This window comes from Lysobacter sp. GQ73 (assembly GCF_059758755.1).
The window spans coordinates 378,209-392,964 of the sequence record NZ_JCAXEE010000002.1 but is presented as its reverse complement, the minus strand read 5'-3'; the positions used below and the strand labels follow the sequence as shown (position 1 = coordinate 392,964).

Here is a 14,756-nt window from a genome sequence, read left to right as displayed (position 1 = left end):
CGCCGCAGCCTGCGCGCGTCGTCGCCGGTTTCGCGCGCCGCGCCGACGGCGAGACGACGGCGCCCCGGTGAACCCGGATTGCGCCAGGGCCTCGCCGTTCACCCCATGGGGCCCTACTTGGGCGGCGCGACCTCCTGGCGATAGGTGCCGATCAGTTCGCCCTTGGCGATGACGTGGCCGCGCATCGCGTCGAGCAAGCGCTCGCGGTCGCTGCCGGGGGCGATGTCGAGCATCGTGTCCAGCGCCAACACCTGGAAATGGTAGCGATGCGGCGGGTCGCCCGGCGGCGGCCGCGGCCCGTAGTAACCGACCGAGCCGCGGCTGGTCCGGCCCTGCAGCACGCCTTCCGGCTCGGTCAGCCGCAGCTGTTCCTGCAGGCCCTCGGGCAGACTGGTCGTCGTAGGCGGCAGGTTCCAGGCCAGCCAGTGCACGTAAGGCTTGATCAGCGTCGCATCCGGGTCCTCCACGATCAGCGCATACGACTTGGCCGCGGGCACCGGGTCCCAGCGCAGCGGCGGCGACACGCCATCGGCGTACTCGCTGAAGCGCGGGTCCAGGGCGCCGTTGTGCTCGAACGCGGTGGAGGCGACTTGCAGTCGGCTCTGGGCCCGGCCTTGCGTCTGGGTCTGTTTGCGGCTCAGGCTCAACGGCACGCCGATACCGGCCCGGCTTTGCGCGCGCATCGCATCCGCGGGCGCGCGCAGCGCCTTGGCGTCGCGGGCGGATTTTGCCGAGCCATTTCGATACGCGATCCGATAGATCGCCCCGTTCGCGTCGTCGGACAGCAATAGCGCACCGTCGCTGGCCTGGGCCAGGCCCACCGGCCTGGCGATGTGGGTCTGGCCGTCGGCGGCGAGAAAGCCGCCGAGGAAAGGCTCGAACGCGACCGGAGCGCCGCGCTCGAAGCGCACCCGCACCACCTCGTAGCCCGAAGCCGGGCGCCGGTTCCAGGAGCCGCGCATCGCCACGAACGCGTTGCCGCGATAGGCCGGCGGATACATCGCGCCGGTGTAGAACAGCATCTGCATCGGCGCGGCGTGGGCGGTATAGCCCAGCGCCATCGGCTGGCTCATCGACCGCCATTGGGCCTTGTCGATACCGCCGGGCGGGGTGCTCTGCGGGTTGAGCCCGTCCTTGCCGTACACGTGCGGCCAACCGTACTGGCCGCCCTTGACGATGCGGTTGAGTTCCTCGGGCTGGACGTCGTTGCCGAGGAAATCGATGCCATGGTCCATGCCCCACAACTCGCCGGTGCCCGGGTGCCAGTCGAAGCCGATGGTGTTGCGCAGGCCGCTGGCGAAGATCGTGCGCTGCTTGCCGTCCGGCGACAACTGCAGCAGCGTGGCGTGCTCGGGGTTGGTTTCGTTGCAGGCGTTGCAGGACGAGCCCACCGACACGTACAGCATGCCGTCGGGGCCGAACGCCAGGGTGCGATTGGGATGCTGGCCGCCATCGGGCAGGTCGCCGACGAGCATGCGCAAGGGGCCGGGCCGGCCGTCGGGTTGCAGCTCGGCGCGGAAGATCTCCTTCACGGTGGCCAGGTACAGGGCATTGTCGTGGATGGCGATGCCATGCGCGCCGGGGCGATGGATCACCGCGACCGGCTCGCCGTCGGCGCGTCCGTCGCGGTCGGCGTCGCGCAACATCAGCACGTCGCCCTGCTCGCGGCGGGTCACGTAGACGGTGCCGTCGGGCGCGACGGCGAGCATGCGCGGGTTTTTCAGCCCGCTGGCGAACACTCCGACCTCGAAGCCGTCGGCGACGCGCAGCGCCGCGATCCGTTCGGCGGTCGCATCCACTTTGGCCGGCTTGAAGACTTCGGCCTGGACCGAGACCTGGGTCCCGTCGCCTTGTTGCGCCACGGCGAGCGGGGAGATCAGCACCGTGGCGATTGCAGCCAGCGTGGTTCTCATGCGCAAAGCCCTCGTATGGGTCGTAACGAGCTTCGGCGAGTGCGCGTTCAACCGGTGCGAAGCCGGCGCATGCGAAAGCGTGATTGCTTGCGCAGTACGGGCCGGCGCCGATATCGATTCCGTCGCCTGCGGCAGGATCTGCACGCAGCAGGCGCCGGCGCGGAAACTATTGCCGGAGCGATGCCGCCGAGCCGCTGTCGTGCAGCGCGATAAGCGCAGCGCTCAGGTCATCGCCGACGGAGCCTGGTAATCCAGCTCCACTGCACCCGCGCTGGTCAGCGGTCCGCGCAAAACGGTCGTGCTCCGGCGGTTCGGCATCGACCAGCACCAGGATCCGGCCGGCGGCGATCTCGTCGTCGAAACGCTGCCGGACCGGATCGGGCAGCGCCGAACCCATCAAGGCCGACGACCAAGTGCCGACGAGGGCGCCGACCGCACCGACCACCGCCGCGCCGGCCAGGGTGATGCCGAGCGGCGCGATCACGGTGGCGGCGAGGCCCGCCAACAGGCCGGTGGCGCCACCGATGCCGGCTCCGCGCAACGCCGCCGGAATCAGGTCGGTATCGGCTTCCTTGTGCCGGTTCGGGATGCTTTGCAGTTCGATATCGGAACGTGCGACCAGCGAGATGCAATCGTCGGAAACGCCGAGCGAATGCAGGGTGTCCACCGCCGCTTGCGCTTGCGGGAGGTCGCAGGTCCGATAGACGCGCCGCTGTCTGATCATCGTGGAGTACCGGTGAGGTGGTGCCGCCACGCTGCACCGGCCGGCGTTATCGCTTCGCGAAGGACGGCATGGGAGCTACGGCGAACGCCGTGCTGCGACTGGTACGAAACGAGCGGGCTGAACGGCCTGCACTCACCGCTTGCGCATTGATGCCCCGCCGACACCGCTTTAGCGAAATCTCCAAATCCGTTCTACCCGCGATTAATGCGCGTGGCGCTAGGTTTGCCTCGCCGGGATCCGCTCGGATTTCAGTCGTTTGACTGTGCGCACTCCCAGGTCGAGCAGGATGAGGACCGACGTCGCTACCGTGGCGACGCCGACCGTGGTGGAATGCGCGACGAAGCCGAGCAGCCCGAAGGCGATGGCGCCGAGGAAGTTAACGGCGTGGTGTCGAAAGGCGCCCTGAACCGATTGTATTCGTCCAGCGTCATGCTCAAGGCCCCGGTCCTTCGCGGTTCGACGGCCGAAACGATAGCAGCGTCGGCGACTTCCGGTCGGCGATGAAGGCGCGGCGGCCGCATACTGCTCCGGTCCAGGCGGCGCCTCGCATTCCCGGTGGGGCGGGCGTCGCGGGCGACGGCCGACATCAATCCCGAGTATCCATCTCAAGGAAAGCCATGCGTAAGCTGATTTGTGCGGCAGTACTGGCCTTGTTGGCCGTTGGCGGTGCGCAGGCGGAGCCGGTCGCGACCGAGATCGTCGTCAGGGCGAAAGCGCGCGACGGCAAGTTCATCGGCTCGTCGATCGGAGGCGCCTGGGTCCGGATCAAGGACGCGGACAGCGACAAGGTGTTGGCGGAAGGCCTGACCGAAGGCGGCACCGGCGACACCGAAACCATCATGAGTACGCCCAGAACCCGTTACGGTTCGATAGCGGACAATGCCGCCGCCTTCAAGGCCAGGCTGATGCTCGAGCGGCCGGTGTTCGCGACGGTCGAGGTGCTCGCGCCCTACATCAAGAAGCAGGCCCGGAGCCTGTCGCAGACGCAACTGTGGCTGGTCCCCGGAAAGCCCGTCGGCGGCGACGGTCTGATCGTCGAAGTGCCCGGCATGATCGTCGACATCCTCAGCCCCGGCACTCACCTGTACGCCCCGCTCAGCCAGGCGCCCTACGAGATCAAGGCGAACGTGGTGATGATGTGCGGCTGCATCCTCACCGAAGGCGGCACCTGGGACGGCAATCGCATGGAAGTGGCTGCGATCGTCGAGAAAGACGGGCGCCCGTTCAAGACCATTCCGCTGCAGATGCGCGCGACGATGAACACCTTCCAGGCGCTGTTCAAACCGGAAGCCCCCGGCAACTACCACATCACCGTGTATGCCTACGACCCGAGGACCGGCAACACCGGCGTCGACCGGACCAGCTTCGTGGTGACGAAATAAGCGCACGCTCGCGCGGCCGATCGCCTTGCGCCGGCCGCTGAAGACGGTGTTCTCGGTGCCGACCGAATAAATGCGGCCGCCTTATCCTGTGCTACGCCGCCGGCCGGTATCGAACCGGTGCCGGCGGCGTCGCGAAACAGCGATGAAAGCGGACGCCACGAGGTCGGTCCGCTCCGCCTCACCTCAACCGCGTCGGGCCGCTTCGATCGTGGCGATATCGATCTTGGTCATGTCCATCATCGCGTCGAATGCGCGCTTGGCGGCGGCCGGGTCGGGATCGGTGATCGCCTCGGTCAGCGCGCGCGGCGTGATCTGCCACGACAGGCCCCACTTGTCCTTGCACCAACCGCAGGCGCTGGTCTGGCCGCCGTTGTCGACGATCGCGTTCCACAGGCGGTCGGTCTCGGCCTGATCCTCGGTGGCGACCTGAAACGAAAAGGCCTCGTTGTGCTTGAACGCCGGCCCGCCGTTCAAGCCGAGGCAGGGAATGCCCATCACCGTGAACTCGACGGTCAGGACATCGCCCTGCTTGCCCGAGGGGAAGTCGCCGGGCGCGCGATGCACCGCGCCGACCGCGCTGTCGGGGAAGGTCTGCGCGTAGAACTTCGCGGCGTCGAGCGCGGCGTTGTCGTACCACAGGCAAATCGTGTTCTTGCTGGCCATTGCGAATCTCCGGTTGCAGCGGCGCACGTCGGGCCGCGGGGAAGTCGAACTGCATAGAAGTCTTGCAAGCCAAGCCAAGCCGCGCGGTGCCGGTGCGCCGGGCTCGTCGGCGGGGCGCGTGTCAGGGAACCCGAAATGAGGTCCGGACTGAGGGCCGTCCGGGGATCCTACTCCGCCAAAGCTGCATCCGCTGCCGCGCGCGCTTTCGGTCGGCCTCTACCGGTGCGGGATACCCGTTGCGCTGCAACGCCGGCCGAGCAGGCAGGCGTGAACTGGGCGGGACTGGACTGGACTGGATCGGACCGGATCGGATCGGACCGGACCGGACCGGCGCGGCACCGACCCATGGCCTCGCTCGCCGACCTGTCCTTTACCCTGTCGCCCTTCAAGGAGGAATGCGATGAAGCTTTACCATCGGATCAGTCTCGTCATCAGTCTGCTGTGCCTGGGCGCCTGGGTTTACGCTCACCTGGGCTACCGCTCGCCCGGAGCTCACGACGGCCAGGGCCCCGATCCGCTCGGCGTGATACGGTATCTGGCGATGTGGCTGGTGGGCGGTTTGCTGCTGCAATCGACCCTGGTGTCGACTTGGTTGGCGACCGGCGCCATCCGGAGCGGGTGCGCGAAGGCGTCCGGGGTTTGTGGATCCACGCCGCGGGGTGGGTGGTGCTGGGGTTCTGCGTCTGGCCCCGGCTGTCGCTGTAAGTCCGGCAAGAGCCCGATCGTGCCCATCAAGACCGCCTTCTCCACGGCATTCGTCGCGACCCTGCTTACCGCAGCCCTGGCCAACGCGCTGCCCTATCTGCTGACGCGTCGGGCCTATCAACGCGACGGCCAGGAAGTGGCCGGCTTTCCGTTGCCGTTCCGCAAGCTCGGCGGGGATTGCGGCGTATCGGCCTGCGACAGCTACGGCTTCCATGCCGCCCACTTCGCCGTCGACTTGGTGCTCGCGCTGGCCTGCGCCGCGCTCGCCGGATACATTGCGCTGCAATGGGGCAGGCGCAAAGCCCTTGACGGAACTCGCATGGCACCAACGGTCGAACCAGGAAATATTCTGCGGTGGTCCGCAGCGATCGCCGCAGCACTGGCGATGGGGGGCATCCTGGTCATGCAAGACGCCGAGCTGCCACGGATCGCCCCCGAGCCGGCTTGCGTGACGTTGCCGTCCAACCTGCGCAAGCTAGGTCCGGCGTTGCCGCCGAAAGAGAACGCTCGTGTTCGCGCCGATGCGCAGTGGGAGGCGCTCAAAGCCGGGATGCGTCCTGGAGACACCGTTCACGAGTTCGAGACTCGAGGGACCGGCGGCGTGCTCATGTTGCGGGGCGGTTGCGTCTTTGGGCAGGCCGTGGACTGGATACGCTGAGCCACTCGGTGGTGGCCGTATTGCGCTAGGCTTGCGACGATTTCAGGTAGCCAGGAAAACGATGTCCCTGCCCAGAATTTACGCCGACTTCAACGGACTCGTAGCTGGCGTCGAGAATCGGGAGCGAACCGCTGTCCCGCTCGACACCTTCGGCTCTCTGCAGGACTTGGCCAATGCCGGCATCGTGCTGCATGAAGGACTGCCTCTGGTCGTGTTCGATCGGTCCGACGAGGAGGAGGACCTCGAAGGTCACGGGACGGCGCAGTACGATCATGCGCGAAATCGGTGGGTGGTGGAGTTCGATGAGCTGGGCGTGAGATATGTGCCCGCTGGCGACAGGCGCCCGGTGGATCGTTTCATGTGCGTCGTCTGCCGCGAGGATCTGCCGCATCGGAGCCCATGCGGGTTTTTCTCCACCGACGCGGCCTGTCCGGCCTGTGGTGCGAAGGTGATGCTTCCGTTGGCCCCGCCCGAAGCGCCGGCGGCAAGGTAACCAAGCGGTCGGGCGCTGCGGAATGCGCGGCTTCCCCAGCGCGCCGTGGCCTCCGCGTTTGATCGCCACGCCCGCCGTGGTTCGATGCGACGCCGCAGCGTCGCATCGAGGACCGATTCCTGACGCCTGGAGTGCGGTCAGGCGAGTTGGTTGATCGTCGTCAGCGACAGGCCCTGAGTAGGGCTCGGTGCCTGCGACATCGGCACGCCTTCGCAGCGCGATTCGGCCGTACGCTCGGCGGCGGCCTCCGCGGCGCTCGCCGATGCGGCGGCCGACACCGCCGCGTCCTGGGCGCCTTCGTAGGCGGACAGTTGGGCATCGCTGCTGATCACGCCGCCGATCGCGTCCATGACGGCCTCCGCGGCCCGCTGCGCATCTTGCGCGGCCTGTTGCGCGGTCTCGGCGGCCTCCTTGGCCTTGGCTGGATCGTTGCAAGCCGCGGCTGCCGCCGCCGCGGCGTCGGCGGCCTTCTGCGCGGCCGTCGCAGCCTCCTGCGCAAGCTCGCTTACCTGCGCGTCGGTCTGCGCCTGACTGGCGGCGTTGGCATTGCCGGCGGCGTCGGAACCGCCGACGCCGGAAGCGCCGGATGTGGAGTCGACCATGGCGTACTCTCCTTGTAGAGTCGGAAACGATAAGGGCGCGACGCGCGACGATGCGACGCTGTGAGTCAAACCTAACGTCCCCGCCCGGGCCTCGGCACCTGGGGATAGCCCTAGATCGGTTGACTCAATCTGGCGATTCGTCGCCACCCGTTCGCGCGTGACGTCGATGACGTCGAGGCTTCGCGATTTCTTTACGAATGCCACCGCCAGACCGGCCAGCGCCGACGACGGAGCGCGCTCCCATCCTGGTGGCCGGCTACGGCTGCGATGCTTCCGACACGCGGCTTCGGCTCACGAATTCGGCGATCAGCTTTGCGCATTCGCCGGCATGGGTTTCGAGCAGGAAATGCGGGCCGTCGAGCACGTGCGCCTGCATGCGCGGCAGGTCCTGCAGCCAGGACAGGACTTCGGCGAGGTCGAAGAAGCTGTCGTGCCGTCCCCACAGCATCAGTGCGGGCGGCTGGTGGTCGCGCAGGTAGTGGGCGATCTCGTCGAATCGCTCGGTGTAGCGGCCGTAGTCGGCGAGCAGGGCCCGCTGCAGCGCGAGGTGGCCGGGCCGGCTCATGACGCGCCAGTCTTCGACCCAGTTGTCGGCGCCGATGCGCGCGGCGATGTCGTCCGGTATTCCGCCGATGTATTGGTCGCGCGTGCCTTCGAAACTGAGGTGGGTCGTGGCGCGCCGCTGGTTGTCTTCGGTGGGCGCTTCCCAGAAGGCGAGGGTGTCCTTCCACGAGGGGCCGAAGCCGCTGCGATGCGCGTTGGCGTTCTGGACGATCAGCCCCAGCACGCGGCGCGGATCGCGCATCGCCAGGTCCAGGGCGACCGGCGCGCCGAAATCGTGCACGTACAGATAGCGGTCGGCGACGCCGAGCCGGCCGAGCAGGTCTTCGATCAGATCGGCGAAGCGCGGGAAGCTCGGGTCGGGTATCAGGCCCGACCCTCCGAACCCGGGCAGGTCGGGCGCGACGACGAAGCAAGTCTCCGACAGGCGCGGAACGATGTTCCTGAAGCTGCGCGACGAACTCGGAAACCCGTGCAACAGCAGGACCGCCGGCTGCCCGCGATGGCCGGCCACGGTCGCCGACAGACGACAGCCTGCGATATCGAACTCGAGCGTGTCCATGGGGATGGACGCCATGCCGCTACTCCTGTCCCGAGGCGATGGGAGCAGGAGTCTAGGCCGGGACTCGTGTGGCCAGCGTAAAGCCAGGCCGTAAGCGAGGCTGCGTTCGCCTGTTCACGAGTCGCTGCCCTCGGGCAGTTTCGCGACCACCTTGATCTCGAACTGGAACCCGTACAGCCAGGTCACGCCGACCCCGGTCAGCGTGGGATGGGGCGCATCGCCCCAGTGTTCCTGCACCACTTGCCAGGCCGTATCGAAGGTCGACTCCGGATCGACCAGGAACACGGTCACGTCGATCACATCCTCGAAGCTGCAGCCGGCGGCCTGCAAGACCGCATTGAGATTGGCGAAGGCCAGCCGCACCTGCGCCTGAAGTCCGGGCTCGGGCGAGCCGTCCTCGCGGCTGCCGACCTGGCCGGAAACGAACAGCAAGCCGTTGGAACGAATCGCCGGCGAATAGCGATTGCGCTGGTACAGCGCCTGGCGTCCGGGGGGAAAGACCACGTCGCGCTTGCTCATGGGAACTCCAGTCAGGGGCGACCGCAGCCGCGTTCAACGAATGAGCTCACTCTAGGCGGGCGCGCCGGACGGATAAACCGGCGAATCCGGGCAACACTATTTGTAGAATCCGAACAATCCCGGGCGTCGCTGGAGCACTGATGGACCGTATCGATGCCATGCAGGCCTTCGTTCGCGTGGTCGACACCGGCAGCTTCACCAAGGCGGCCGAATCGCTGCAGATGAGCAAGGCCAGCCTCACTCAGTTGGTGCAACAGCTGGAAGCGCGCCTGCGGGTGAAGCTGTTGAACCGCACCACGCGCAAGGTCGCGGCGACCGCCGACGGCGCGGCTTACTACGAACGCGTGGTGCGCTTGCTGGCCGACATCGACGACGCCGAGACCGGCCTGTCCAGCGCCAGCGCATCGCCCAAGGGCAGGCTGCGCGTGGACGTGCCGAGCCCGCTGGCCAGCCTGATCCTGGTGCCGGCGCTGCCGGCGTTCCACGCGCAATACCCCGACATCCAGCTCGATCTCGGGGTGAGCGATCGCAGGGTCGACCTGATCGGCGAGAGCGTGGACTGCGTCGTGCGCGGCGGCGAACTCACCGACCAATCGTTGATGGCGCGGCATATCGGCGATCTCGCACTCGGCGTCTATGCCGCGCCGGCCTATCTGCAGAACGCCGGCGCGCCCGCGCATCCCAGGGACCTGGAGGACAGCCATCACCGCATCGTCGGCTTTCGCTGGGCGCGCACGGGCAAGGTGTTCCCGTACGCCATGCGCCGCAACGCGGAGCGGGTGAACGTGCTCGGCCGCTACGTGGTCGCGGTCGACGACGGCAACGCCTACCTCGCGGCGGGGCTGGCCGGAATGGGCGTGCTCTGGCTGCCGGACTACATGGCCGCGGCGCCGAGGGCGCGCGGCGAACTGCTGCCCTTGTTCGAGGATTGGCGCCTCGATCCGATGCCGCTGTACCTGGCGTTTCCACCGAACCGTCATGTCAGCGCCAAGCTGCGCATCTTCATCGACTGGGTCGCCGCGCTGATGCAGCGACACGCGCCGGTCCTTCCTCCCGGGCGTTAGCGCGACGCGGCGGCAATCGCCCGCGGCGCCCTCAGTCTTCCTGCCTGCCCACCAGGTCGGCGATGTAGTCGTCCAGCGTGGTGCTGCCGCGCAACGGATCGTCGGACAGGTCGAAGCCGTCTTCGATGCTGACCGCGGTCATTCGCGCATACGACTCGGCGGCGGCTTCGGAAAAGCCCATGCCGAGGAAGGCCTGCTTCCATTGATCGCGCGGGGCGACCTTCACCTTCACCGGCTGGCCGAGCGCTTTCGCGAAGGCCTCGGCGACATCGTTCGAGGAGTACAGGCGCGGGCCTTCGACGTAGCGCACGCCGGTGTCGTCGAGCGAGGACACCAGTCTCGCCGCAGCCACTACGCCGAGGTCGCGCGGCGCGACCATCGGAATGGCGAGGTCGGCGGGGAACAGGGTGGACAGTTCGCCGGTGCTGCGGATGCGGTCGAGCTGGCCGTCCCAGTTGCTCATGTAGTAGGCGGCGCGGTTGATCGCGGCCGGGATCGGCCCCGTTTGCAGGCCTTGTTCGAGTTCCCACAGGACGTTGAGGTCGCCGATGCGCTCGCCCGGCTGCGCACCGCCGGTGGATTCGGCGACCACTTTCTCCAGATCGCAATCCTCAAGCGCAGCCAGGATCTTGGCGACAGTGCGCCGTTCGACCGCATCGGTATCGGTGGAGGTGTCGGCGGGCGGGTTGAGCAGAAAGGCGCGCCGGCCCAAGCGCAGCGCCGAACGCAGGGACGCGACATCCTCGACGTCCGCCTCGGCGATGTCGGCGCCCTTGCGGCGCCACTCGTCGGCACGCTCCGCGGAGCGGGTCACGATGGTGACCGCTTCCCCGCGTGCGAGCAGGCTGTCGGCGGTCGCCGAGCCTACATGTCCGGTACCGCCCATGATCACGTACACGCAGTGTTCCTCCCTGGCGCCCGTGTGCCGGTGAGTGCGGCGGCCTTGCGACGGTCGCCGGTTGAGATATCGGGACGCTGTCGACCTGGCGCAGCTCTCGCCGGCCTGCGGCCGCCAGCCGAAGCGGTCAGTGCTTCTTCGATTCCGCCGGGCTTTCGGTGTGCATCACGCAACGCCACTGGTCGCCGACCTTGACCCAGGTCGAGGTGTCGTAGACGTCCATTTCGGTGGTCTTGCCTTCCATCTCCACTTTCTGGAGCACGCGATAGCTGGCGACCGCCACATCGTCCGTCGGCAGCAGCACGTCCATCGCCGAGATCTTGTAATCGAGCAGCTTGACTCGATCGTCGTTCGCCATCTTGGTATAGGTGGCATGGTCGAACTTATGCGCGCCGTGTCCGCTGACCATGAGCGCGGGCTCGGTCAGCATCTCGGTGGCCACTTGCGGCGATCCGTCGAGGATCGACTGCCAGAACGCTTTCTCCAGTCGCTCGATCTCGCCCTTCTGCTTCGACGTGCTCATGGCATTGCTCCCTAGTCGGCCTGGGAAGGCACAGGGATAAGGGCGAGTGCGTTATCCGGTCGTGAGAAGGGCGCCGTCGCCGTATAACAATTCGTTCCAGGCGCATTGCCGCCTGCAGGCTACGGATCATGAACGCGCCGGTACGGCGCCGCCAATGCCGTACGTCGTCACGTTTGCGGTTGGCCGAAGGGTCGAACGCCGCGTGCCGCGAATGCCCCGATGTCGGGCGGAGCGACCGCTAAGCCACCAGTCATGCGCCATGCATGACGGATGGAACTGGTGCGGCGGCTCGCGCCCGCGGATCTTCCGACGATCCGGGCGGGCGACCGCCGCAACCTTCAATGTCCATCGCAGGAGATCTCATGAAAGCCGGCATCTTGTTCCTGGCCTTGACCGGCCTGTCGATCGGCGGCGCCGTCGCGGCGCCGCCGGCCGCGCAGCGCGAGGCAGAGTCGTTGCGCTCCCGCCTCGTCGGCACCTGGCAAGTCGTGGAGGTGGTCGATACCGACCCTGCCGGAAAAGTGCAGCATCCGTACGGCGAGCGCCCCAGCGGCTACATCGTGTACGACCCGACCGGCCATCTGCATGTGCAACTCATGCGCACGCCGGCGACGCCGCCGTTCGCCGAAGGCGATCAGAAAGGCAGCGACCGCGAAGTCAGGGCCGCGTACGACGGCTACGTGGCCTACTACGGTACCTATCGGGTCGACGAAGCGCAGAGCAAGGTGATCCACCAGGTGCAGGGCAGCCTGATGCCGAGCTATACCGGCACCGACCAGCCTCGCCCGTTCAAGCTGGTCGGCGACGAGCTGATCATCGAAGGGGACACCGACGAAGGTCATTTCTACCGCCGGTTCCGCAGGGTCGAGTAGTCGCCCGCCGGCTCTGGCCGCTCCGACCTGCAGCGAACGCCACAGCGTCGGGGCAAGCCGAGCGCATGGCGAATCGTGATTGCCCATGCGCTTTCCGAGGGCGAGTGCCCTGCCGAGTGCTTGCACGGGGTGGAGCGCGCGCGAACCCAGGGCATCGACGGCCGATCGAGCGAGCAGACCTGAGGGCCCGCTCCCCTGGCCTCCGCCGGATCAGGCATCGGTGGCGCGCGACGCTCCGCCAGGCCGTCGCCGCTCGCATGCCTTGACTACGCTTGCCCGCCGGCGTTTCCACACCGAGACTGGGGCCGCCTTTCGGCCGAACCGGCCTCATGCCTGTCAGCGGAGAACGACCGATGCCCTTCAAGATCCGCCGGGTCATTCTGTTCGGCGACTGCGACCCGGGCGGGGTCGTGTACACGCCGCGTATCGCCCACTTCGTCGTCGAGGCCGGGCTCGAGTTTCTGTCGCATGCGCTCGGCGGGCCCGCGGCGAGGCGTTTGTTCGCGATGGGCATCCTGCCGCCGGCGCGGGCGCTGTCGGTCGAGTTTCTGCAGCCGATGGCCTGGGACGACGCGATCGATATCGAGGTTTCGGTCGAGAAGCTCGGACAGCAGTCCTTCACTCTCCTGGTCGGCGCATTCGATGCCGCCGGCGCCCCCACCTTCCGCGCCACGCTCACCCAGGTGACCGTCTCGCCGGAAACGCGCCGGCCGGTGCCGCTGCCGGCCGAGCTGAGGGCCGCGCTCGATCGAACGCGAACCGTCTGATCCGAGCGGGCGCGACGCGATCAGGGCCGGTTGTACGCCACCCAGCCCTTGAAGGTGAAGGCGGCGTAGAACAGCTCGACATCGACGAAGCCGGCCTGCTGCAGCAAGTCCAGGTCGTGTTCGGGCGACAGCGCCGGCAGTCGGCTGCCCATCGCGGCGACGGCATTGCCCGCATCTGCCAACGGCACGCCGGAGGCCGCTGCGAACGCCGCATAGCGATTGAGCCAGCGTGCCTTTCCGGCTTCGTCCTGGGGAAAGCTGTGGTGCGCCACGACCAGCGGCGCGCCGGGTTTCAGCCTCCGCCGGAGTTCGATCAAGGTCAGCAGGCGCTGTTGCGCGGGCAGAAAGTGCAGGGTCAGCAGGCAGGCGGCGCCGTCGAAAGGCCCCTCGGGCGCAGTGTCGATATAGCCCTCGATCAGCTCGGCGCGCGAGGCGAGCGGGCCAAGGGTGACGAGCGCGAGCTTCAGCATCTCGGCCGACGGGTCGACGCCGACGAAGCGCCACTGCGGCTGCGCTTCGGCGAACACCTTCAACTCCAGGCCGCCGCCGGCGCCGAGCACGAGCACCCGGCCGTCGCCGGGAACGCGCTCGGCCAAGAGCAAGGCGGCCATTTGCTGCAAGGCATGGAAGCCCGGCACCTGCCTGACCGGGCCGAGCGCATAGCGGGCGACCGCTTGAGGATCGGAAAAGGACGACAAGACAGCGCTCCCGCATGAAGGATGGCGCCTCATGCTACTGCAGGCGTCATTCCAAACGGCGCGGATGCGGGCCGGCGGCTTCGATGGCACGCGTCCCTTCTGGTCGCGCTGCAAAGCCGTCATAGTACGCCTCGAGGCGCCGGCCGGCTGCCTCGAGGCGGCAGCGGACGCGTATGCGACCAGCGATCGCGCAGCCGCCACGCGTAGCCGCGCGACGAAAACCCTGGATTTCATTGGAGAGTTTATGCGATGGATCGTTGTCTTTACCGCCGCCGCCGTGTTCGGCGGCTGCGCGACGACCCGCCCGCCGGCCGGGCTCAGCAGCCAGGCTCTGGCAGGCACCTGGCGCTGCGGGCCGGTCGCGGTGCACGACCCGAATTACGACCTGGTCGTCACCACCGAGACGATCAATCAGGCCGATGGCCGCTACACCGGCCTGAGCACCTCGGTGATCACCCAGCCCGGCAAGGCGCCCGTCGTGATCCGGGACCGGGCCTCGGGCACGTGGGCGCTCGAGGGCGACATCCTCGTGTCAAAGATAGAGCAGGCGACGTTCCTGTCGGCGTCCGATCCGTGGATCAGCCAGGAGCGCGGACAAAAGGTGCAGGACGACATGCTCAAGAAGAAGTCGGTGTACCGCTCGCGCATATTGGAATTCACCGCACGGACGCTGCGCATCGTTCCGGTGGACCCGGCCTACAAAGCGGCCGAGGTCGAGTCGCTCTGCAAGCGTATCTGACGCCGCCTATCCCTGGTTCGGCCCACGCCGGGCTCCGCCCGGCCTGAGCGGCCTTCGACCTTTGGGCTAATCGAAATCGTCGGGCGTTGCGCGCACGATGTCGCCATGCATCGTCGCGTTCGACGGGTGCGGCCGGGCCGGATCATCGAGGTCCGCCGGCGTCGAAATCCAAGTTCATGAGCCGCGCGCGTTCCGGCTGGCGCGGTGTCGGCCGAGCGAGCTGCGTGCGATCGAGTTTGCGTTAACGCGCGATTGATTCTCGATCAAGCATCCGCGCAACCGCAGTCGGCCTGTCGGTGTGACAATTATCACGAAAGCAGGTTCGCCGCCGTTCGCTCGAACAACGCGGTGCTACTTTGATCCGGTGCGGCAAGTGCGGCGGGCCCTCGCGTTTTTTTGCAGGCCGGCCGGGA

Annotated in this window: 15 protein-coding genes and 1 pseudogene; 7 read left to right on the top strand and 9 right to left on the bottom strand. The window is 67.6% G+C overall.

Going from position 1 to position 14,756, the window contains the following annotated elements:
• Positions 1–113 precede the first annotated feature (113 nt).
• A complete protein-coding gene (locus AC6CH2_RS06610) occupies positions 114–1,913 on the bottom strand; it encodes a YbhB/YbcL family Raf kinase inhibitor-like protein (protein ID WP_498268515.1) in 1,800 nt (599 codons plus the stop codon).
• 222 nt (positions 1,914–2,135) lie between these two features.
• Positions 2,136–2,634, bottom strand: a pseudogene (locus tag AC6CH2_RS06605) (hypothetical protein).
• A gap of 503 nt (positions 2,635–3,137) precedes the next feature.
• Between AC6CH2_RS06605 and AC6CH2_RS06600 the strand changes: the two are divergent.
• On the top strand, positions 3,138–4,019 hold the full coding sequence (locus tag AC6CH2_RS06600) for a hypothetical protein (protein WP_498268514.1): 882 nt from the start codon (positions 3,138–3,140) through the stop codon (positions 4,017–4,019).
• Between the two features lie 183 nt (positions 4,020–4,202).
• Here the strand turns inward: AC6CH2_RS06600 and AC6CH2_RS06595 are convergent, their stop codons facing one another.
• The gene (locus AC6CH2_RS06595) at positions 4,203–4,682 is read right to left on the bottom strand and encodes a VOC family protein (protein ID WP_498268513.1); all 480 of its coding nucleotides are present in this window, start codon (positions 4,680–4,682) and stop codon (positions 4,203–4,205) included.
• Between the two features lie 400 nt (positions 4,683–5,082).
• Here AC6CH2_RS06595 and AC6CH2_RS06590 point away from each other — a divergent pair, with 400 nt between their 5' ends.
• Both AC6CH2_RS06590 and AC6CH2_RS06585 read left to right on the top strand, forming a co-directional pair.
• Entirely contained in the window at positions 5,083–6,045 is a 963-nt protein-coding gene (locus tag AC6CH2_RS06590; RefSeq protein WP_498268512.1) for a hypothetical protein, read from the top strand.
• 61 nt (positions 6,046–6,106) lie between these two features.
• A complete protein-coding gene (locus tag AC6CH2_RS06585; protein WP_498268511.1) occupies positions 6,107–6,538 on the top strand; it encodes a hypothetical protein in 432 nt (143 codons plus the stop codon).
• Positions 6,539–6,675: 137 nt separating this feature from the next.
• Here AC6CH2_RS06585 and AC6CH2_RS06580 read toward each other — a convergent pair whose 3' ends face one another.
• From AC6CH2_RS06580 to AC6CH2_RS06570, 3 genes are all read right to left on the bottom strand, one after another.
• Positions 6,676–7,344 (bottom strand): hypothetical protein, encoded by a 669-nt coding sequence (locus AC6CH2_RS06580; protein ID WP_498268510.1) that lies wholly within the window; start codon positions 7,342–7,344, stop codon positions 6,676–6,678.
• Positions 7,345–7,396: 52 nt separating this feature from the next.
• Positions 7,397–8,278: an alpha/beta fold hydrolase gene (locus AC6CH2_RS06575; RefSeq protein ID WP_498268509.1), complete on the bottom strand. Its 882-nt coding sequence runs from the start codon at positions 8,276–8,278 to the stop codon at positions 7,397–7,399.
• 99 nt (positions 8,279–8,377) lie between these two features.
• Positions 8,378–8,782, bottom strand: coding sequence for a RidA family protein (locus AC6CH2_RS06570; protein WP_498268508.1), 405 nt, complete (start codon positions 8,780–8,782; stop codon positions 8,378–8,380).
• Positions 8,783–8,922: 140 nt separating this feature from the next.
• Here AC6CH2_RS06570 and AC6CH2_RS06565 point away from each other — a divergent pair, with 140 nt between their 5' ends.
• Positions 8,923–9,846: a LysR family transcriptional regulator gene (locus AC6CH2_RS06565; protein ID WP_498268507.1), complete on the top strand. Its 924-nt coding sequence runs from the start codon at positions 8,923–8,925 to the stop codon at positions 9,844–9,846.
• A 31-nt stretch (positions 9,847–9,877) separates the two neighbouring features.
• Here the strand turns inward: AC6CH2_RS06565 and AC6CH2_RS06560 are convergent, their stop codons facing one another.
• Positions 9,878–10,744, bottom strand: coding sequence for an NmrA family NAD(P)-binding protein (locus AC6CH2_RS06560; protein ID WP_498268506.1), 867 nt, complete (start codon positions 10,742–10,744; stop codon positions 9,878–9,880).
• Between the two features lie 127 nt (positions 10,745–10,871).
• The gene (locus tag AC6CH2_RS06555) at positions 10,872–11,267 is read right to left on the bottom strand and encodes a nuclear transport factor 2 family protein (RefSeq protein WP_498268505.1); all 396 of its coding nucleotides are present in this window, start codon (positions 11,265–11,267) and stop codon (positions 10,872–10,874) included.
• A gap of 362 nt (positions 11,268–11,629) precedes the next feature.
• Here AC6CH2_RS06555 and AC6CH2_RS06550 point away from each other — a divergent pair, with 362 nt between their 5' ends.
• Both AC6CH2_RS06550 and AC6CH2_RS06545 read left to right on the top strand, forming a co-directional pair.
• Positions 11,630–12,139: a lipocalin-like domain-containing protein gene (locus tag AC6CH2_RS06550; protein WP_498268504.1), complete on the top strand. Its 510-nt coding sequence runs from the start codon at positions 11,630–11,632 to the stop codon at positions 12,137–12,139.
• Positions 12,140–12,492: 353 nt separating this feature from the next.
• Positions 12,493–12,906: an acyl-CoA thioesterase gene (locus AC6CH2_RS06545; RefSeq protein WP_498268503.1), complete on the top strand. Its 414-nt coding sequence runs from the start codon at positions 12,493–12,495 to the stop codon at positions 12,904–12,906.
• Between the two features lie 20 nt (positions 12,907–12,926).
• On the opposite strand, the gene AC6CH2_RS06540 is transcribed toward AC6CH2_RS06545, so the two are convergent.
• Positions 12,927–13,604, bottom strand: a complete 678-nt coding sequence (locus AC6CH2_RS06540) for a class I SAM-dependent methyltransferase (protein ID WP_498268502.1) — start codon at positions 13,602–13,604, stop codon at positions 12,927–12,929.
• Positions 13,605–13,635: 31 nt separating this feature from the next.
• Here AC6CH2_RS06540 and AC6CH2_RS06535 point away from each other — a divergent pair, with 31 nt between their 5' ends.
• Entirely contained in the window at positions 13,636–14,343 is a 708-nt protein-coding gene (locus AC6CH2_RS06535) for a hypothetical protein (protein ID WP_498268501.1), read from the top strand.
• Positions 14,344–14,756 lie beyond the last annotated feature (413 nt).